Origin of the sequence: Segatella maculosa OT 289, assembly GCF_000243015.1 — a bacterium.
Taxonomy (GTDB): domain Bacteria; phylum Bacteroidota; class Bacteroidia; order Bacteroidales; family Bacteroidaceae; genus Prevotella; species Prevotella maculosa.
Window position 1 is genome coordinate 216,859 of the sequence record NZ_JH594500.1, and the last position, 20,904, is coordinate 237,762.

A 20,904-nucleotide genomic window follows, 5' to 3' on the forward strand; every position below is an offset into this window, starting at 1 on the left:
TAAATTTAATATACGAATGTTGTATATGTTGTTTTTTTATTTTACTTTTGTAAAATCAATAAAAATCGGGTATTATACTCTAATTAAATATAAATGTTTATGAAGGATAGAATAAAAACAATCATGGAAAGTCAGCATATGACTCAGCAAACCTTTGCACAATTCATACAAATATCTCCTGCATCATTGAGTAGTATTTTTAATGGAAGAACTAAACCAACATTGACCGTTGTTGAGGCTATTCGTTCAAAAATTCCATCTTTATCACTTGAATGGTTGATGTTTGGTGTAGGTCCAATGTATAATAACGATAAGGCGAAGTCTAATTTGGAGGTTGTAGAAGGAACATTTGCTGCTAAAGAGGGCTTGAATCATTTTGGTGAGCAAACAAAATCTCCTACTCCCTCACTTTTTGATCAAGACCAAGAAAGAATTCAGAATATAGGTAATACGCTTATTGATAATAAAGAAAAAACGGTTAAAATAATTGACAAGCCGCAACGCAAGATTTCTGAGATAAGAATCTTTTATGATGATAGAACTTGGGAAACTTTTGTCCCACAGAAAAGTTAGCTATTGGTTAGAATGTTTTTTTTTCTTATATTTGCATCAACCAAATTGCAAAAGCAAATATGAAGAAATTCGTTCAAGATTTGACTGTCAAATCTGTAGAGATTCTTAGTTCTAAGCATGTGCTATTGAAACTTACAGCAGAAGAATCACTACCACCAACAATTCCCGGCCAGTTTGTTGAAGTTCGGGTTGACAATTCACCCTCTACTTTTCTTCGGCGTCCAATTTCAATAAACTTAGTAGACTATCAGCAAAATGAGCTGTGGTTATTGATAGCTATGATAGGTGATGGTACTCAACAATTGGGTAAACTTAAGGTTGGAGATACTTTGAATTGTTTGTATCCCCTAGGTAATGGGTTTACACTTCCCAACGATTCAAGTGAAAAAATATTATTAATTGGCGGTGGTGTGGGTATTGCTCCACTTCTTTATTTGGGACATGAGATTAAGGCTAATAAAGGAAAACCCACATTCATTTTGGGTGCTAGGACAAAGAATGAATTGTTAGAGTTGGACTTATTCCAACAACTTGGACGTGTTTTTATTACAACAGAAGATGGAAGTATGGGAGAAAAAGGCTTCGTAACTAATCATTCGATTCTCCAAAAAGAAAAGTTTTCAAGTATTTCTACTTGTGGTCCTAAGCCAATGATGATGAGTGTTGCACAATATGCATATGCGAATGATATACAATGTGAAGTCTCGCTAGAGAATAAAATGGCTTGCGGTTTAGGGGCATGTCTGTGTTGTGTAGAGAAGACTGTTGATGGAAATATATGTATATGTAAAGAAGGACCGGTGTTAAATATTAAGAAATTATTATGGCAGATTTAAATGTAAAAATAAGCAATCTTCAATTTAAGAATCCCGTAATGACAGCTTCTGGTACTTTCGGTTACGGGTTGGAGTTTGCGGATTTAGTGCCATTACATGAGATTGGCGGCATAATAGTAAAAGGTACTACTTTACATTCGCGTGAGGGCAATGACAGTCCACGTATGGTGGAGACTGCAAGTGGAATGCTGAATTGCGTTGGGCTTCAAAATAAGGGTGTTGACTATTTTTGCAAGCATATCTATCCACAAATCAGGGATATTGATACGAATATAATAGTCAATGTAAGTGGAGACAGTGCGGAGACCTATGCCGAATGTGCCCGGCGAATCAATGAATTGGACGCGGTTCCTGCGATAGAATTGAATATCAGTTGCCCTAATGTCAAAGAAGGCGGTATGGCATTTGGTGTATCATGTGCCGGTGCGGCGGGTATTGTCAAAGCGGTTAGGGCTGTTTATCAGAAAACTTTAATTGTCAAACTCTCTCCAAATGTGACGGATATTGTATCTATAGCCCGTGCATGTGAAGAGGAGGGAGCAGATGCCGTTTCGCTTATTAATACATTGATGGGGATGGCCATTGATATAGAAAAGCGCGAACCTCTATTGAGTATCCGCACCGGAGGCTTGAGTGGTCCGGCTATCAAGCCCGTTGCCCTGCGTATGGTTTATGATGTTGCTCATGCTGTCAAAATTCCTGTTGTAGGGCTTGGTGGTATTAGCAGTACGGAGGATGCCATTGAGTTTATGATGTGTGGTGCGACCGCAATTGAGATAGGAACAGCCAATTTTATTGATCCTACGATAACAAAAAAGGTGAAAGATGGAATAAGCAGTTGGCTTGATGCACATGGCTGTAGAAGTATCCAAGAGATTATCGGAGTCGTTTGATTTCAATCATACCTTTTGTTTTAACGTGAGTTGGATATCGGCCTTAGAGCGAGAAAGCAAAAAACAATAAATTCTGCGTTTCGTTCGCGAGTGACAAGTAAAAAATAGCAAATTTTGTGTTTCGCGCGTGTGCGACGACATAGAAAATAGGAAAAAGAGCTTTAAAAATCTCTTCGTCTATCGAACTCACATTGTTTTATTGTTTATGTTTTCGGCAAAAAGTACTATCTTTGCAAAGCGTTTAATCTATTTGTTTTATTTATCCATTATGGAGAAGTCTCTTAATAAATACATTGTTGCTTCATATAAATTGTATGATGTGACAGAGGGCAAAAAAGAATTGGTAGAAGAAACTTCGGCCGATCGTCCTTTTGTTTTCTTGAGTGGATTCGGTGTTACACTTCCTGCTTTTGAAGATGCGTTGGTTAATCTGGGCAAAGGAGAATGTTTCGATTTCTCGCTAACGGCAGAACAGGCTTATGGTGCGTATTATCAAGAACGTGTGATTGAGCTTGACAAATCTGTCTTTAAGGTTGATGGCAAGTTCGATGAAGCGCACATTGTTGTCGGGGCAATCGTACCACTTCAGAATGAAGATGGAAATCGCTTTAATGGTCGCATACTCACTGTCACGGCGGATAAGGTGAAGGTTGATTTGAACCATCCTTTCGCCGGCAAGAAACTTAATTTTGTCGGAAAGGTCATAGAGAGCCACGAAGCTGACAGTGAAGAAATAACCGATTTTGTGAACATGCTGAATGGAGAAAGCGGCTGCGGTGGTTGTAGCGGAAGATGTGGTGGTGGAAACTGCGAAGGTGGTTGTGGTTGCCATTGATGTAAAATAGTATGAGATATGGTGCGAAATAGTTTTGGTAATATATTTGTACTTACGACCTTTGGCGAAAGTCATGGAGTTGCTATAGGGGGCGTCATTGACGGAATGCCAGCTGGTATTGAGATCGATTTTGATTTTATTCAAAATGAGCTGAAACGCCGTCGCCCGGGGCAAAGCAAAATAACTACGAGTCGATCGGAACCGGACAAAGTTGAATTCTTCAGTGGTGTGTTTGAAGGTAAATCTACGGGGGCCCCGATTGGTTTTGCCGTCTATAATACCGATCAACATTCTAAGGATTACGACAATATGCGTGCGCTATTTCGTCCTTCTCATGCAGATTTTACTTACTACAAGAAATATGGTGAGCGTGATTATCGGGGAGGAGGACGCTCTTCCGCTCGTGTGACAATAGCACGTTGCGTAGGTGGTGCTTTGGCTAAATTGGTGTTGAGGAAGCTACATATTGACATTAAAGCTTATACCTCGCAAGTGGGAAGTATCATTTTAGAGAATGATTATTATAAATATGATTTGAATACTATAGAGGATAACATTGTTCGTTGTCCGGACCAACGGAAAGCTACAGAAATGGCAGAACTCATTGAACAGGTGAAAAACGAAGGAGACACGATTGGTGGTGTCGTGAGTTGTGTCATAAAAGGCTGCCCGGTGGGACTTGGTGAACCCGAGTTCGGGAAACTTCATGCACAGTTGGGAGCAGCAATGCTCAGTATTAACGCCGCGAAAGGTTTTGAATACGGTATGGGATTTGCCGGAGTGGGGAAACGTGGAAGTGAACAAAATGATGTCTTTTATTCTCAAAAAGGGAATATCTCCACAGTCACAAATCATAGTGGAGGTGTTCAAGGCGGCATCAGTAATGGGCAGGATATATTCTTCAGAGTTGCATTTAAGCCTGTTGCTACGCTTTTAATGCCACAAGAAACGGTAGATGAGCATGGAGATGCTACTTCTTTTCATGCACATGGACGCCACGACCCCTGTGTGCTCCCGAGAGCTGTCCCTATTGTCGAGGCAATGGCTGCAATGGTGGTACTGGATAACTACCTTCTCAACTTGACAATAAAAGTATGAAATCGGCATATAGGCTTTTATGATGTAACGTGAGTTCGATATATTCCCGGGGAACTTGCAGAAGTCACTCTCACGATGGAGAGTGCAGCTCGGGGTAAAAGAACCCACCCGATAGCTTCTACGGCATCGGACGACAGCTCCTTTTATCATTCGAGCCCTCGGATGACAGTTCCTTTTTACTTTTTTATCATCCGAGCCCTCGGAAAACAGTTTAATCTTTCTTTTTCTTCCATCCGAGGCCTCGGATAGCATTTCCCGTTAATTAATTTCACATCCGAGGCCTCGGATAGTATTTCCTGTTAATTAGTTTTGCATCTGAGGCCTCGGATAGTGTTTTCTGTTAATTAATTTCACATCTAAGGCCTCGGATAGTATTTCCTGTTAATTAATTTCACATCTGAGGCCTCGGATAACTGTTCTTTTTCCATTTAGCTTCCATCTGAGCCGTCGGACGAGTGTCCCTTTTTTGTTTTCCGCTAATCCGATGCTTCAGAGACGCAGTTTTTCTCCATGGGGCTTATATCGAACGCACATAGGGCAGAGCGCAGCACGAACTTCCTCATCATGAAAAGCGCAAGTATGGTGAGAAGACCAAGGGAAACATTGAACTTCGTAATATCGAAGCCGGAGTTTTACAGGTACTATTCGTGATATTGCACGTGATGTGGGAGACTTTACTTACAGAAATCAGCAGACTCCAGTTTTGTAAAAAAGATAAAAAGAATTGCACGTTACATATAAAAGTTGTATATTTGCCTACCGTAATAGAGATTAGCACTTAATGAGACAACTGAAAATCACAAAATCAATTACTAATCGAGAAACGGCATCGCTCGATAAATACTTGCAGGAAATAGGGCATGAAGAACTGATTTCTGTTGAGGAAGAAGTTGAACTTGCACAACGAATTCGGAGAGGAGACCGTCAGGCATTAGAGAAATTGACGAGAGCTAATTTGAGATTTGTGGTTTCAGTCGCAAAGCAGTATCAGAATCAAGGATTAAGTTTGGCTGATTTAATAAACGAGGGTAATCTCGGTCTTATCAAAGCTGCTGAAAAATTTGATGAAACACGTGGCTTCAAGTTTATATCCTATGCAGTTTGGTGGATTCGGCAGAGTATACTTCAGGCAATAGCAGAACAGAGTAGAATTGTAAGATTGCCATTAAATCAGGTTGGGTCCGTAAACAAAATAAAGCGTGCACTCAATAAGTTCGAGCAAGAAAATGAGTGGTATCCCAGTATAGAGGAAATAGCGAAGAAGGTGGATATTCCGGAAGAAAAGATTGCAGATGCCATTAAAATGAATGGACGGCAAATCTCTGTCGATGCTCCCTTTACAGATGGTGATGATTGTACTTTTTTGGATATCATGCCTAATAGTGATGCGCTTATGGCAGATAATGTCTTGGTTAGAGAGTCTCTTCAAGATGAAATTTCGAATGCACTCCAGACATTAAGCGAACGCGAACGTAACATTATTGAGGCCTTTTTCGGTATTAATCAATCGGAACTGACATTAGAGGAGATAGGAGATAAGTTCGGTCTGACTCGTGAACGTGTGCGGCAGATAAAAGAGAAAGCCATTCGTAGGTTGCGGCATCATGCGAAGAGTAAGAATCTGAAAACGTATCTTGGACAATAAAATAACTTTATATACGTTTGTAGTAAATAAATAACAGAAGGTAATGAGATTGGAAAGATTTTTTTTGATAGTGGTTGTGTTTTCCGTTTGTACCACGGTATTTGCCGGAAACAAAAACAAGGTGTTCCTTTGTGGTTTCGCAGCTTCATTTAATGATTCAACCGTTTTTTTCACCGATATACAAGAGGTGGATTCTGCTGTGATAGATAAGAATCATTTCCTGTTTGGTCGCGATAATTATTCATATCAATTGCGTGATTACTTGACTTCGCAAGGCTTTGAGCATGCAACTTGTGTGACATTATGGGCAACGGCACGCGATGTCATAGAAAAGAAATATCAGAAACTGAGAAATAAGTATGCGGTTATTGCTCAGAAAAGAACAAGAAGAAAGAAGACAGCTCCTCTTACTGTAAAGTATCTCACAACAGAACAGTTCCGTTATGAGGCCATCGTTCCTGAGGGGAATACCGTCTCTGCAACAAAGCAATCAGCCGTGAAAACTAAGAAGACAGGAAAGTAATCGGGCACAATCTTGGTTTTAGATACTGTTATCGTAAAACATATGGATTACTATTTCGAGATTGCCGAGCATTATATAAAAATCAGTCAGTTGGACGGCAATATTCCGCTCTTAAGCCTATTGCCTTCGTTTCAGCCGTTTTTATGTGATGCCGTCAGCGACGAAGAATTATTGTTCAGTTTTACGATAGACAATCACTTAAAGGCCGTTGATAAAAGTCGGCGGCATCCCATCAGGACTTTTGACACCGGAAACGGAGATACTGTCGTAGATAAGCTTTCGGATGGCGGTTATCAATACGTCGTCAAGAACATCAACAGGGACGCGTGTGCTTTATTGATATGCGATAAAGACTTCAGGACGTGTTCGTGTACACTCAATGGAAGTTTGAATATGCAAAGTTTCGGTCTTAACAATGCACTCATGCTGACGATGGCCTTTGCGGGTAGCAAGCGCGACACGGTGCTGATACATGCATCTTTGGTCAGGAATAACGATTATGGTTATGCTTTCATTGCAAAGAGCGGCACGGGCAAGAGCACGCACGTCAGCCTTTGGCTGCGCTTTATCCCTGATTGCGATTTGATGAATGACGACAATCCAATTATCCGGCTCATCAATGGCACGCCATATATCTATGGGAGTCCGTGGAGTGGCAAAACACCTTGCTACCGCAAAGTAAAGGCACGTTTAGGGGCTATTACACAGATAGCACGCGCCCGGGAGAACTCCATTGAGCGTCTTTCTGTGGTAAATGCTTTCGCTACACTCCTCCCATCGTGTTCGTCGATGAAGTGGGATGCCGATATCTTCAATCATATTTGCAGCATTGTAAGCGACATCATGGCCCAAACCCCTATATACACCTTGCACTGCAGGGCTGACCGGCATGCTGCTGATTTGTGTCACCAAACCATAACCGCAGAGTGAAGAAGGTTTTTCCAAATGAACAGCTGATACCCGAGGTTATCTCGTTAATCGAACAAGGGCACACCGTGACGCTCCCGCTTCGTGGGTTCAGCATGCGTCCGTTCTTGGAAGACAATCGCGACAAGGCACTGTTGACAAAGCCGGACCGGTTGAAGGTGGGAGACCCCGTTTTGGCAGAGGTGCGCCCGAAGTTCTACGTCTTGCATCGCATCATTGCAATCGATGGCGAGCATGTCGTCCTCCGTGGTGACGGCAATCTGGCATGCGAGCATTGTCTGCAGAAAGATGTCAAGGCCGCTGTCATCGGCTTTTACAGGAAGAAACATAACTATCTAGACCGGACCGATGGTCTAAAATGGCGCCTATATTCACGCCTTTGGCTCTTTCTCTTTCCCGTCCGCCGCTATCTGTTGGCCTTTTACCGACGCGTGTGGATAAAGTGTTTCGGATTGATTTAATAATAAATAAACACGTATGAAAACAAAACAAGGATTTATACTTCGCAACGTTTGTGGTGAGAACATTATTGTTGCGGAGGGCGAGACGAATATTGATTTCAGCAATATCATCAGTATGAACGAAACGTCTGCTTTCTTATGGAACAATATTCAAGGAAAAGAATTCACACACGACGACCTTGTCGATTTGCTGACCGAGACGTATCAGGTTGATGCGCAAAAAGCGCTTGAAGATGTTACCCGTCTCGTCGATAACTGGAAATCGGCAGGCATTATAGAATAAGTATTGCTGTCCGGTAAACATTTTCCGCACAGCAATAAAAATGGCATGTGCATGGAAATGCAGAATGTTTCGCATGAGTTCTTGGCAATGTTTATTTCACTCAGAAATGATTTCAGCCGTTTTACCTCGCAATCTCAGTCATATCAGGCGATAAAATGGCTGAGATTGTGAGGTAAAATGGCTGAAATCAAGTCGTAATATGACTAAGATGGAAAAGTCTTTGAAAGTCAATCAACTATATGCATTGTTGATGATGAATTTTCTTTCAAGCTTGTCGGTTACGTAACTGCATGATAAGGGCATTCAATTGGTTTTCATCTTGTATCAGCACCTCACGCGGTTTACTTCCTTGCGCAGTACCGACAATACCCATATGTTCAAGCTGATCCATCAATCGCCCTGCACGATTGTACCCAATGGAGAAGCGACGTTGAATCATACTGGTTGAACCTTGCTGAGAAAGAACAATTGCATGGGCTGCTTCCTCGAAGTAAGGGTCGAGTGAAGAAATGTCAGTTGCCCCGTCACCTATACTACCACCGCTATTATCCTCGATTGGTTCGGGAAGTTCCATGGGCTCTATGGGGCCGGGCTCTTCACTGATGTAATCGTTTATATGCTCGATTTCGGGTGTATCGACAAAGGCACATTGCACGCGGACAGGCTCATTGCCATTCAAGAAGAGGAGGTCGCCCCGACCTACAAGCTGGTTTGCGCCGGAACGGTCAAGAATTGTGCGCGAATCTATCTGGGAACTCACACGGAATGCCATTCTTCCGGGGAAGTTAGCTTTAATATTTCCTGTAATAATCTTTGTTGTCGGACGTTGTGTTGCAATCACCATATGGATACCGACAGCGCGTGCCAACTGTGCAATACGTGCAATCGGAAGTTCTATTTCCTTGCCAGCTGTCATGATAAGATCGCCGAACTCATCGATGATGACAACAATATAAGGCATGTAGTCGTGGCCTTTCGTGAGATCAAGTTTATGATTGACGAATTTAGCATTATATTCCTTGAGATTCTTTGCACCAGCCATCTTCAACAAATCATAGCGATGGTCCATGAGCGCACAGAGACTGTTCAACGTTCTGACCACTTTGGTGACATCGGTGATAATGGGCTCTTCTTCATTTTCAGGCAGACAGGCCATAAAATGTCCCGAAATCTTGTGATAGACACTGAACTCGACCTTCTTTGGGTCTACAAGAACGAATTTCAGTTCATTTGGATGCTTCTTATATAATAATGATGTGATAATCGCATTCAGGCCAACAGACTTTCCTTGTCCTGTCGCACCGGCAACGAGTAGATGGGGAATCTTGGCCAAGTCAACCATAAAGACCTCGTTGGTGATGGTTTTTCCCAATGCCAAGGGCAGTTCCATCTTTGTTTCTTTGAACTTTTTGGAGTTAAGAATACTCTCCATGGAGACAATCTGCGGCCTTTTGTTCGGTACTTCAATACCAATGGTCCCCTTGCCCGGTATAGGAGCGATGATACGAATACCAAGTGCCGAAAGACTCAAGGCAATATCGTCCTCTAAGTTTCGTATTTTAGAGATGCGTACACCCTCGGCTGGAGTAATCTCATACAGTGTAATGGTAGGGCCGACAGTAGCTTTAATCTCTCTGATTGACACACCGAAGCTGTTAAGCACTTCGACAATACGGGCATTGTTGGCCTTGATTTCTTCCATGTCGACATTGGGTTTGTCTTCTTCGTCATACTTTTTCAGAAGCTCAAGCGTTGGTTTCTTGTACTTAGTAAAAGGCTCCAGAGGGTCTATAGGCGTACTAAGGATATCTTCCAAGTTCACAACTGCACTGCCGGCTTTCTCTTCATTCTTGGCAATCTCCACTGTCAGCCGATTGTCGTTTGCCGTCTGAGGCTCTGAATTGTTCGTAACGCTCAGCGTGGGAGCTGCATTTGCAGGTAAAGTATCTTTGTCAATATTTCCAAAGTCGGTAAGATCCACCACAGGAGCAGGAAAATCTTCGGGCAACCCCTGATTTATCGTATTGCTGTCTTCAGTTTCTTCGTTATTATCAGCCGCTGCATTGTGTTCGGAGTCAGCTGTGTCTATCTCGTGATTCGTAACCGTGAACTTGACTTTAGAAGTCAGATATTTCACCGGATTCATCGCTTTTCTAATAATAAAAATCGTTTCTGCGCTCAGATAAGTCAAGAAGGCAAGTGCCGTGAAAAGCAGAATTACGATTAATCCCGGGGCACCGACAATGTTCTCTAACTGCTGAACACAGAACAATCCGTGATTGCCACCGGGATTAAAGAACAAATTTCCCATGACAGGAGTAAGGAACTTGGCAAATGTTATCGAACACCATATCATGGTCAACATCATACCAAAGAACCATTTCCACAGGTTGATGGTATAGATGCTCATCAGTTTCAGTCCGACTAAGACAATAAAAGCTGGAATAATGAAAGCCGGCAGGCCAAAATTAACCGACATGAGGGTGTAAGCCACAATGGCTCCGATGGAACCGCAATAATTTGTAATCGAACGGTTAGAGTTTATCCATTCTCCATGCCTTAAACTTTCAAGAATACTTTGGTCATCCTGCCCAGTAGAGAAGTAGGAGACCATAGCTATGATTACATAAATTGCAATTAAGAGGAGTATAAGTCCTAAAAGGAAATCTGTTTTTTCATTACTGAAAATATTGCGAAAGCCGACTGCCTCACCAATACTCTTGGGTTTGCGGTCAGATTTTTTCCTTGCCATGTTTATAGAGTCGATATTGTATTTCTTGCAAAATTAGTGTAAAATTCCGAGAAAAGGCGTTCTTTTCGTAACTTTTTTCTAATTTTGCACGTTGGAACAAGCCATTTATAATGAAGAAGACAATATACAGCAAGTTTGATAAAAAAAAGATTACCAATCTCCCTATCGTTCAATTTCCGGGAAGGATCATTACAATCGTCAGTGAGACAGATGCCGATAAGGCCGTTGATTATCTCTTATCGCGTGATATCTTAGGCGTAGATACCGAAACCCGGCCGACCTTTCATAAGGGAGAACAGCATAAGGTTGCATTATTGCAAGTTGCATCGCATGACACTTGTTTCTTATTCCGGCTTAACGATATAGGAATGCCTGCCTCAATTATAAGATTGTTAGAAGACCAGACCGTCCCAAAAATCGGTTTGTCATGGCATGACGATATTCTTTCTTTACACCGCCGCACAGAGTTTACACCGGGATATTTTATCGATTTACAGAATGTGATAGGTGAGATTGGTATAAAAGATCTCAGTCTTCAGAAGCTTTATGCCAATCTCTTTCATCAAAAGATAAGTAAACGACAACGGCTGACAAATTGGGAAGCAGATATATTGAATGACAAACAGAAGCAATATGCTGCCACGGACGCTTGGAGTTGTATTAAACTCTATGAAGAGGTTAAGCGACTGCATGAGACAAAAGATTATGAGTTGATCGTTCCGCTGGAGGTTACTGAAAACAACAATGACTATGCTGTCTGACAAGTTTTGTTAATCATCGAAATATTTGAACTTATGTATAAATCTGTCTATCTCAAGAAAGGGAAAGAAGAATCGTTGAACCGCTTCCATCCATGGATTTTCTCAGGCGCCATTCATCACATGGAAGAAGGCATAGAAGAGGGAGATATCGTCAATGTATTCACTGCGACGAACGATTTTATTGCGGTCGGTCACTATCAGATTGGCTCTATTGCCGTACGCGTGCTTTCGTTTTCAGAAGAGGAAATCAATCATTCTTTTTGGTGTAGTCATTTGGAAAGTGCTTTGAAAATGCGGCAACGCATCGGCATTGCAGATAATGAGAACAACAATACATATCGATTGGTACATGGCGAAGGCGACGCTCTGCCCGGATTGATTATAGATTGTTATGGTGAAACGATGGTCATGCAGGCACACAGCGTAGGTATGCATGCTTCCCGCAAGGCAGTGTGCCGTGCATTGGTTGAAGTTATGGGTAACCGCATGAAGCACGTTTATTACAAAAGTGAGACCACACTTCCATTCAAGGCCGAACTCGAACAAGAAAACGATTTTATTCATGGCGGGACAGACAATGATATTGCCATTGAGAACGGGTTGAAGTTTCATGTGGACTGGTTACATGGACAAAAAACGGGATTCTTTATCGATCAAAGAGAAAATCGCAGTCTGTTGGAGCACTATGCTAAGGACAAAAGCGTACTGAATATGTTCTGTTATACGGGTGGCTTCTCCGTTTATGCCATGCGTGGGCAAGCCAAGATGGTTCATTCCGTTGATAGTAGTGCCAAAGCCATAGAACTGACAAATAGAAACATTGATTTGAATTTCCCCGGTGACAAACGTCACGAAGCCTTTTGTGAAGATGCATTCAAGTATTTGGACAATACAGACAACGCCAACAAATATGATTTGATTGTTCTCGATCCTCCGGCATTTGCCAAACATCGTAAAGCACTTCATAATGCATTGAAAGGTTACACTCGGTTGAATGTGAAAGGATTGCAGCGCATTAAGCAGGGCGGTATCTTGTTTACGTTCAGCTGTTCGCAGATAGTTTCAAAAGAAAACTTCCGTAATGCTGTGTTTACAGCTGCGGCGCAGGCAGGGCGTAAGGTGAGGATTTTGCATCAACTTCATCAACCTGCAGACCATCCCATCAACATTTACCATCCGGAGGGAGAATACTTGAAAGGCTTGGTGCTTTATGTTGAGTAGTTTCGCATATGGTGTCAAAGCGTTTATCGATAGGAACCGTTTGTTGAAGACCGATGGTTTCTATCTGCTTGCTTTAAGCGGAGGCTGTGACAGCGTGGCTCTGCTCCGTGTGATGATAGAACTCGGCTATCGTTTCGCTGCCGTCCACTGCAATTTTCAATTGCGTGGAGAGGAATCTCAGCGTGATGAATTGTTTTGCGAGCAACTTTGCCTCGCTCAAAAGGTCCCATTCCATCGTGTCCATTTCGATACAAAAGCCTATGCCAAGCTTCATCGTGTCAGCATTGAGATGGCCGCACGCGAACTGCGCTATCGTTATTTTGAACAATTGAGAAAAGACTTGGGAGCAGATGCCATTCTTGTGGCCCACCATAACGATGATTCCGTCGAAACTTTTTTGCTTAATCTGATACGTGGAACCGGAATTCACGGGCTATTGGGAATAAAACCGAAAAACGGTTTCATCGTTCGGCCGTTGTTACCCATCGGCCGTTCCGACATAGAAGCATATTTATCCGGTATCGGGCAAGCGTTCGTGACAGACTGCAGCAACCAAATTGCCAATGTCAAGCGGAATATGATCAGGCTGAAAGTGTTACCGCTGCTCCGCGAAATTAATCCTTCCGTGTCAGACAGCATTACTTCGACAGCCAAACGATTGGGGCTTGTGGCGCAGATATTCGATAAAGCTATGGCTGAAAGTATTGCGGCAGTAACCTCTCATCAAGGGGCGGACAAGTGTGTCATAGACATTCGGCAGCTGAAAAAAGAAACGGCACCGGAGTACACGTTGTATTCCATTCTCAAAAAATATGCGTTTTCATCGGCCCAGATAGAAAGTATTGCATGCTCACTCGATGCGCCTTCGGGGAGAAAATGGTTATCGAAATCGCACGAACTGGTTGTGAGCAGAGGACAACTGATTGTCGTTCCTCTTTTGCAGGACGCGAACCGTTCCCTGAGTCTGCCCGAACCGGGGCGCTATGTCTGGGATGATGTGATGAAGTTTGATGTCACCTTGTGTGACATTTCGTCGGATTTTTCCCCGAGTCGTAGTAAAAACATCGTTACATTGGCTGCTGACAGCGTCCGTTTCCCGCTGCTTGTCCGTCATGTCCACAAGGGCGATAGATTCCGCCCGTTGGGAATGAAGGGGAGTAAGCTCGTCAACGACCTGCTGACAGACCTGAAACTTTCATTAGACGAGAAACAACGTCAGCTGGTTGTCGTCGATGCAGCCGATAAGATTATTTGGGTCGTGGGGAGAAGGATAGATGACAGCGTCAGCGTAACATCCGAAACGACAGAAATACTACGCTTGCAAATTCTTTAAAAGCCTGCTTTTAACTCTGCCGAAAGCCAAGGGTAAAATACATATCAGCGGGAGCCCCGCCGGAAGTCAAAACTCAAAAGACGTATCAGCGAAAGTTCCGCCAAGAGTAAAATTTTAAGGAAAGTATCGGCGGAAGTTCCGCCGGGAGTCAAATGTTAAGATATGTATTGGCGGAAGTTCCGCCGAAGATAAAATATTAAGAAATGTATCTGCGGAAGGTTCCCCCGGCTCTTTCCAAATAGAAGTGCAAAATCTTGGTGGTGTTTGACACTATGCAAAACACCACGGGGCTTGCCTTGCGGCTGGGGGGTGAAGCCCCCAAAGAGCCCGGCGGAAGACTTAAGCAATGCAAAAAAGGAGGAGAACGCGTCCGCTTCCAATATGGATGTCAACTCTTGCTATCACCCATTAAAAATTGGGCTTCTGTCTTGAATGTTTAGAATTCTGCCAACATATAGCCAACGGTAGCAGTTTACAAAAGGAGAATCAACAAGGTTCTCGATTTTTATGCCCGAGGGCAATTTCATTCCTTATCATTTGCCCATGTATGGAAAATTATGTAACTTTGGGCCTGATTAAAAATTACAGAGTTATGGCTGATAAAAATAATCATTTAGTTATCATGGCCGGCGGTGTCGGCAGTCGCTTCTGGCCGATGAGCACGGCAGCACGCCCCAAGCAGTTTATTGACGTGCTGGGGGTGGGGCGTTCCTTGCTGCAGTTGACCTACGACCGTTTCAAAGGAATTTGCCTACCCGAGAACGTATGGGTCGTGACCAACAAAGACTACGCCGAGAGCTGTCGGGAACAATTGCCCGATGTTCCGGCGGAGAACATACTGCTGGAGCCGTGCCGTCGCAACACGGCACCCTGCATTGCCTATGTCAGCTGGCGTATCAAGTCGAAAGACCCGAGGGCAAACGTCGTCGTCACACCAAGCGACCATATCGTTACCGACACGGCAGAGTTCAGGCGTGTTGTCGCTTCGTGCCTGAAGTTCGCGGGCGAGACTGATGCTATCGTCACCTTGGGCATGAAACCCACCCGCCCCGAAACAGGTTACGGCTATATTCAGGCCGACCTCTCCACCGCTTCGCCTCGCAATAAGGAGATTTTCCGCGTGGATTCGTTCCGCGAGAAGCCCGATGCCGATACGGCTACGAAATATATCCGGCAGAACAATTATTTCTGGAATGCAGGCATTTTCATCTGGAGCGTTGGCACCATCGTCAACGCGTTTAGGGTCTATCAGCCCGCCATCTCCAAAGTCTTCGAGGGAATGGAACGCATTTACGGGACGGCTGAAGAACAGTCGCTCATTGATGAACGCTACCCCGAATGCGAGAGCATTTCTGTGGACTATGCCATCATGGAGAAAGCCGAGGAAATCTTCGTGTGTCCGGCTGACTTCGGTTGGAGCGACCTCGGCACATGGGGCAGTCTGCTTGCCGAAAGCCGGAAAGACCTCTACGGTAACAGTCTCATCGGCGACAATATTACATTGTTTGACTCCCACAACTGCATTGTCCACACCATGCAGGAGAAGCAAGTGGTCGTGCAAGGGCTCGACGGCTACATCGTTGCCGAGAACGATGGCCGGCTATTGATTTGTAAACTATCCGAAGAACAGCGTATCAAGCAGTTCTCCGAAAACAAATAAAAGAATAATGGAAAGAAAAACAGCACTTATCACCGGTATCACCGGACAGGACGGTTCATATTTGGCCGAGTTTCTCTTGGAGAAAGGCTACGAGGTGCATGGCACCATACGCCGCTCCTCCGTCGACTACCGCGAGCGCATTGCCCATTTGGAGAGCCATCCTCATTTTCATTTGCACTACGCTGACTTGAGCGACTCGATGAGCATTCTGGGCGTCGTCGGTCAAATCCGACCGACAGAAATCTATAACCTCGCGGCGCAGAGCCATGTGCAGGTGAGTTTCGACTCGCCCGAATTCACGGCCGACGTGGATGCCGTCGGTGTGCTACGCGTGTTGGAAGCCGTTCGCCAATTAGGTCTCACCAATTCCTGCCGCATCTATCAGGCCAGCACGTCAGAACTCTACGGCAAGGTGGAGGAAGTGCCGCAGAACGAAAACACGCCTTTCCACCCCTACAGCCCATATGCAGTGGCCAAGCAATATGGTTTTTGGATCGTGCGCGAATACCGTGATGCCTATAACATGTTCTGCTGCTCGGGCATTCTGTTCAATCACGAGAGCGAACGCCGTGGTGAAACCTTCGTCACGCGAAAGATTACACTGGCTGCCGCACGCATCAAGCAGGGCAAACAAGATAAACTCTTGCTGGGCAACCTGAGTTCACTGCGCGACTGGGGCTATGCCAAGGACTACGTGGAGTGCATGTGGCTCATCTTGCAGCACGACAAACCTGAAGATTTCGTCATCGCTACGGGCGCACAACACAGTGTGCGCGAGTTCTGTTACTATGCTTTCAAGCGTGTGGGCATCGAACTGGAGTTCAAGGGCGAGGGCATCGACGAGAAAGGTATTGACAAGGCCACGGGAAAAGTGCTCGTTGAAGTCAGTCCCGACTTCTATCGCCCGACGGACGTCGTCAACCTATGGGGCGACCCCACCAAGGCCAAGGCCGAATTGGGCTGGAATCCCGACAAAACGAGCTTCGAGGAACTCGTCAACCTCATGGTCGATAGCGACATGGCCAAAGTGGCTTCGGAGGGCGCAGCCGAGAAGGTACGTACCAATTTGGCCGAATACCTTGAAAAAGGCATCGTTAAATAGCCTTTTTCCCGTTTTATATTTCACGCATATCCGCTTTGGAATATGCGTGAAATCTTTTTATATTGCTGTCCGGTAGACCTCTTTCGCATATAGAACCACAAGCTTGTCAATCGTAAACCACAAGTTTATGACCCGTAAATGTCAAGATCTTGAAAGCATATCGGGCAGATGTTGATAATCAATGCCTTACTATCAGTTCATAATATCAGCCATTTTAGCCTTCAATATCAGCCATTTCACCGCGTAAGATGGGCCATATTGCGCGGTGAAATGGGCCATTTTGTCGGGCGATATGAGACGGACTTGTTTTCTGAATGAACCAAAAAGGATAACCATTTGGACGATAGCGCACACGAAGCGCCTACAACGTAAGGATAAGACAGGCCCAATCGCCCTCTTGCTTCCGTCCGAATTCTTCCAATCCAAGTTGTCGTGCATGCTTCAGAAGCAAGGGAATGTCGGCCGCATAGAAGCCGCTGAGTATCAGCAAGCCGCCTTTGGCCATGACATTCTTGAAAGTTTCCAAATCGTTTAAGAGTATGTTGCGGTTGATGTTGGCCATGACAACGTCGAAAACCCCGCTGATATGGTTCAGTACATTGGCATCACCATGGTACACCTCCATATTTTCTACGCCGTTGAGTGAGGCATTATGCCGGGAATTCTCCACGCTCCACTCGTCTATATCATATCCGATAACACACTTTGCTCCATGCTTCGCGGCGACAATCCCCAATATTCCGGTGCCACAACCACAGTCGATCACACGCTTACCTTTCAGGTTCTGGTGGAGCAGGGTAGAGACTATCAACCTCGTTGTCTCGTGTGTTCCGGTCCCAAAGGCCAATCTTGCGTCGATGAAAACATGCTCTGTCTTGCCGGTTGTGGCGGGAACAGGCTTCTTGGCATCGCAAATCAAGAGTCTTCCCTCAATGTCGATAGGTTCGAAGCCCTGTGCCTCCCATTCTTGGTTCCAGTCTTTATCATCGGCATTTCTCACTATATAAGTGATGTGAACGCCCGGTATAATAAAATGTTCGATAGCCTTCTTCATCACGTCTTCATTCCAATTCTCCGTTTGGGCGAATGCTTTGAGTCCGTTTTCAGTGTCTTCGAACGATTCACAACCGGCTTCTCCGGCTGCATCTGCCAGCAAAGCGCGTGCGTCATCAGCAGTTTCTGGGTTGCATTCCAGCTTGAAATCAATCTCGAAATACTTCATAATGTTGTTTAATTTTGGTGCAAATATATAAAAAATAGGGAAAAACCTATCGCCGATTAGGGAATTTCCTTATTTTTGCAATAGAAGAATAAATAATTTTGTAACTGAAAATAAGTGTAATTAAATAGGGAGACAATAATATGAAAAAGCTTGTTCTCATGACAGTTCTTGCCGGATTTTTGCCATTATCAATGATGGCACAGGACGACGACCTCTATTTCACACCGAAAAAGAGTTCGGAAACCGGCCCTATGGTTGAAAAATCAACCTATTATTCAGGCAGTGACCGCAGCGTTGATGAGTACAATCGTCGCGGGAAATATTGGAGTCACTATCAGAAGATAGGCACTGATGGAAAGGGAAACGACATTATTCAGTTCTCCAAGGGCAAGGGTGTCTATCCCGATTCCACGTATATCGACACCACCTTTGTCGGGAAGTATTATGATTCCATGACAGATGCCGACGATTATAGATACACACAGCGCATGAGTCGTTGGGATGGTTTCTATAATCCGTGGTATTACAGTTATTCATGGGGCTTTGGACCTTATTGGGGCTATGGCCCTCGCTGGCGTTATGGCTGGTACGACCCATTCTATGACCCTTGGTATGATCCATGGTATTATGGTTACTACGGCTATGGTTATGGCTATCCATACTATGGTTATGCTGGTTGGTATGGCGGATGGTACAGTCCATGGTATTACGGCGGCTATTATGGCGGTTATTATGGCTATCCTTATTATAGTGGATACGTAAGCTATAATCGTCCGACAGGCACGATGAACCATAGTTATGCTTCCAATTCAACTTCGTTCCCAGCCGGTTCGTTCGGCGAAGCGCGTAGTCGTTTCAGCGGTAGCCGTTCTTCTATGTCGTCAACACCGGGCGTTCGTGTCGGTAACAGCGACATGTTCGGAGGCTCAAGGGCCGTGGGGGGCAGTCGTTCTTACAACAATGGCAACACGGACATACCTTCACGCTCTTACAATAACAGCCCCTCGCGCGGTTCCTATAATCAGGTTCCCACTCGTTCCTATAATTCGGGCAGCTTTAACTCGGGCTCTTCGTTCGGTGGTAGCGTTCATTCCGGCGGCGGATTCTCAGGCGGTCATTCCGGAGGAGGCTTCTCCGGAGGTGGCGGAGGCTTCTCTTCCGGTGGTTCGTTCGGCGGACGTAGATAAGCTATAAAACAACAAAGTAAAAGAATGGATATGAAAAAGTTATATATTTCTATTGCAGTGCTTTCCCTATGTGGGTTGCCTGCAATGGCTCAGGAGACTTATGAGAATACGAAGCTCGTTGATAACGATTTGAACGGTACGGCCCGTTATGTTGGTATGGGCGGTGCAATGGAAGCATTGGGGGCCGATATATCGACGATGGGCACAAATCCTGCGGGTATAGGTCTGTTCCGTAAGTCGAAGGTCGACATGTCTTTTGGACTTGTCAGCCAGCAAGACGCAACAAAGTTCAATTCGTTAGGTAAAACGAATGCCAGTTTCGACCAGATAGGCTTTGTATATATGCTCAATAAAACCTCGAATTCGGTTTTCAACATAGGTTTCAACTATCACAAGAGCCGTAACTTCGACCAGATTTTAAGTGCAGCCAACACGTTGGATAATGCATCACAGAACAAACTGACGTATCAGAAGTATCGCAAGGGCATCTTTACTGATAAGAAAAGCATGACCTATAATCAGATAGATAACCTCTATATGGAGAATCTGCTTTATAATAACAAGGATAAGAAGTACTATAACTTCCCGGCGACAGGCTATCTCTATAATGAGGAAAACAAGGGTTATATCGGCGAATATGATTTCAACATGAGCGGAAACATCAACAACCGCGTTTACTTGGGCCTGACCGTTGGGCTGCACGATGTGCATTATCGTAACTATTCCGAATACACTGAGAACTTTGCACCCAACAGGGATAATATCCCAGGCCTGACTTTGAACGACAATCGCGAGATAACGGGTACGGGATATGACGTAAAGTTCGGCGCTGTCTTCCGTCCGTTCGACGCAAGCGCATTCAGATTGGGTGTTTATATCCATACGCCGACATGGTATGACCTGACAACATCGAACTATTCGACGATGACCGACGGAAATGTAGCAAAACCAACGAATGAATCCTATGACTTCAGAATAGACACGCCTTGGAAGTTCGGCTTGAGCTTGGGCCATACGATAAACAACTTCATTGCCTTGGGTGCCACTTACGAATATGCCGACTACGGAGCCATCAGCACACGCATCAAAGATGGCGGTTATTATGATTCTTGGTCTGGTTCTTATTACGAGAACAGCCACAGAGATAAGGCGATGAATGCGCACACGGAGGCCACGTTGAAGGGCGTTCACACGCTGAAGTTGGGAGCCGAGGTCAAGGTTATGCCCGAGTTGGCGGTACGTGTGGGCTATAATTACCTAAGTGCGATGTTCAATGAGAATGGTGCGAAGAATGGAACCGTTGCTTCTCCCGGCTCATACTATGCAAGTTCTACGAGCTTTGTGAATTGGAAAGCTACGAACCGTCTCACTTGCGGCTTAGGCTATACGGCTAAGAATTTCAATATCGACTTGGCTTATCAGTACAGTGCACAGAAAGGGGACTTCTATCCGTTTATGAACTATTACGAAAGTAATACGTCGTCTCCGGAGGACAACATCGCAACCATGACCAAAGTGAACAACAAGCGTCATCAGTTGCTCCTGACATTGGGCTACCGCTTCTGACCAATAAACAATAAAAGGAATTTGTC

The 20,904-nt window shown here is 44.5% G+C and carries 19 protein-coding genes; 17 read left to right on the forward strand and 2 right to left on the reverse strand.

Translation table 11 applies throughout. From position 1 onward, the window contains the following. Positions 1-99: 99 nt before the first annotated feature. The 10 genes from HMPREF9944_RS00775 (at position 100) to HMPREF9944_RS00820 (ending at position 8,074) form a co-directional block, all read left to right on the forward strand. Positions 100-573 (forward strand): helix-turn-helix domain-containing protein, encoded by a 474-nt coding sequence (locus HMPREF9944_RS00775; protein WP_044113212.1) that lies wholly within the window; start codon positions 100-102, stop codon positions 571-573. A 59-nt stretch (positions 574-632) separates the two neighbouring features. Then, positions 633-1,409, forward strand: a complete 777-nt coding sequence (locus HMPREF9944_RS00780) for a dihydroorotate dehydrogenase electron transfer subunit (RefSeq protein WP_008563764.1) — start codon at positions 633-635, stop codon at positions 1,407-1,409. After that, complete coding sequence (locus HMPREF9944_RS00785; protein WP_008563766.1) at positions 1,397-2,302, forward strand: dihydroorotate dehydrogenase; 906 nt, start codon at positions 1,397-1,399, stop codon at positions 2,300-2,302. Before HMPREF9944_RS00780 ends, HMPREF9944_RS00785 begins: the two co-directional genes overlap by 13 nt. A gap of 268 nt (positions 2,303-2,570) precedes the next feature. Then, positions 2,571-3,137, forward strand: coding sequence for an FKBP-type peptidyl-prolyl cis-trans isomerase (locus HMPREF9944_RS00790; protein ID WP_044113114.1), 567 nt, complete (start codon positions 2,571-2,573; stop codon positions 3,135-3,137). An 18-nt stretch (positions 3,138-3,155) separates the two neighbouring features. Further along, complete coding sequence (aroC, locus tag HMPREF9944_RS00795) at positions 3,156-4,235, forward strand: chorismate synthase (protein WP_008563770.1); 1,080 nt, start codon at positions 3,156-3,158, stop codon at positions 4,233-4,235. 781 nt (positions 4,236-5,016) lie between these two features. Further along, complete coding sequence (locus HMPREF9944_RS00800; protein WP_008563772.1) at positions 5,017-5,880, forward strand: sigma-70 family RNA polymerase sigma factor; 864 nt, start codon at positions 5,017-5,019, stop codon at positions 5,878-5,880. Between the two features lie 43 nt (positions 5,881-5,923). Beyond that, positions 5,924-6,403: a hypothetical protein gene (locus HMPREF9944_RS00805; RefSeq protein WP_008563773.1), complete on the forward strand. Its 480-nt coding sequence runs from the start codon at positions 5,924-5,926 to the stop codon at positions 6,401-6,403. Positions 6,404-6,445: 42 nt separating this feature from the next. Further along, entirely contained in the window at positions 6,446-7,333 is an 888-nt protein-coding gene (locus HMPREF9944_RS00810; protein WP_008563774.1) for a hypothetical protein, read from the forward strand. Next, positions 7,330-7,791, forward strand: a complete 462-nt coding sequence (locus HMPREF9944_RS00815; protein ID WP_008563776.1) for a S24/S26 family peptidase — start codon at positions 7,330-7,332, stop codon at positions 7,789-7,791. The genes HMPREF9944_RS00810 and HMPREF9944_RS00815 overlap by 4 nt, the downstream gene beginning before the upstream one ends. A 16-nt stretch (positions 7,792-7,807) precedes the next feature. Continuing rightward, positions 7,808-8,074 carry a PqqD family protein gene (locus HMPREF9944_RS00820; protein WP_008563777.1) on the forward strand — a complete coding sequence of 89 codons (267 nt, stop codon included), beginning with the start codon at positions 7,808-7,810 and terminating at the stop codon, positions 8,072-8,074. A gap of 265 nt (positions 8,075-8,339) precedes the next feature. Here HMPREF9944_RS00820 and HMPREF9944_RS00825 read toward each other — a convergent pair whose 3' ends face one another. Further along, the gene (locus HMPREF9944_RS00825; protein WP_008563779.1) at positions 8,340-10,826 is read right to left on the reverse strand and encodes an FtsK/SpoIIIE family DNA translocase; all 2,487 of its coding nucleotides are present in this window, start codon (positions 10,824-10,826) and stop codon (positions 8,340-8,342) included. A gap of 110 nt (positions 10,827-10,936) precedes the next feature. Between HMPREF9944_RS00825 and HMPREF9944_RS00830 the strand changes: the two genes are divergently transcribed. The 5 genes from HMPREF9944_RS00830 to gmd all read left to right on the forward strand — a co-directional run bounded on the left by HMPREF9944_RS00830 (position 10,937) and on the right by gmd (position 16,903). Continuing rightward, positions 10,937-11,587: a 3'-5' exonuclease gene (locus tag HMPREF9944_RS00830; RefSeq protein WP_008563780.1), complete on the forward strand. Its 651-nt coding sequence runs from the start codon at positions 10,937-10,939 to the stop codon at positions 11,585-11,587. Between the two features lie 33 nt (positions 11,588-11,620). Continuing rightward, positions 11,621-12,808 carry a class I SAM-dependent rRNA methyltransferase gene (locus HMPREF9944_RS00835; RefSeq protein ID WP_008563781.1) on the forward strand — a complete coding sequence of 396 codons (1,188 nt, stop codon included), beginning with the start codon at positions 11,621-11,623 and terminating at the stop codon, positions 12,806-12,808. Then, positions 12,798-14,141: a tRNA lysidine(34) synthetase TilS gene (tilS, locus tag HMPREF9944_RS00840; RefSeq protein WP_008563782.1), complete on the forward strand. Its 1,344-nt coding sequence runs from the start codon at positions 12,798-12,800 to the stop codon at positions 14,139-14,141. The genes HMPREF9944_RS00835 and tilS overlap by 11 nt, the downstream gene beginning before the upstream one ends. A 592-nt stretch (positions 14,142-14,733) precedes the next feature. Further along, positions 14,734-15,801 (forward strand): mannose-1-phosphate guanylyltransferase, encoded by a 1,068-nt coding sequence (locus HMPREF9944_RS00845; protein WP_008563783.1) that lies wholly within the window; start codon positions 14,734-14,736, stop codon positions 15,799-15,801. A 7-nt stretch (positions 15,802-15,808) separates the two neighbouring features. After that, positions 15,809-16,903: a GDP-mannose 4,6-dehydratase gene (gmd, locus tag HMPREF9944_RS00850; RefSeq protein WP_008563784.1), complete on the forward strand. Its 1,095-nt coding sequence runs from the start codon at positions 15,809-15,811 to the stop codon at positions 16,901-16,903. A 361-nt stretch (positions 16,904-17,264) separates the two neighbouring features. On the opposite strand, the gene prmA is transcribed toward gmd, so the two are convergent. Continuing rightward, positions 17,265-18,125 carry a 50S ribosomal protein L11 methyltransferase gene (gene prmA, locus HMPREF9944_RS00855; protein WP_008563785.1) on the reverse strand — a complete coding sequence of 287 codons (861 nt, stop codon included), beginning with the start codon at positions 18,123-18,125 and terminating at the stop codon, positions 17,265-17,267. A 140-nt stretch (positions 18,126-18,265) separates the two neighbouring features. Here prmA and HMPREF9944_RS00860 point away from each other — a divergent pair, with 140 nt between their 5' ends. Next, positions 18,266-19,312, forward strand: a complete 1,047-nt coding sequence (locus HMPREF9944_RS00860; protein WP_044113115.1) for a hypothetical protein — start codon at positions 18,266-18,268, stop codon at positions 19,310-19,312. A 30-nt stretch (positions 19,313-19,342) separates the two neighbouring features. Beyond that, positions 19,343-20,878, forward strand: a complete 1,536-nt coding sequence (locus tag HMPREF9944_RS00865; RefSeq protein ID WP_044113213.1) for an OmpP1/FadL family transporter — start codon at positions 19,343-19,345, stop codon at positions 20,876-20,878. Positions 20,879-20,904 lie beyond the last annotated feature (26 nt).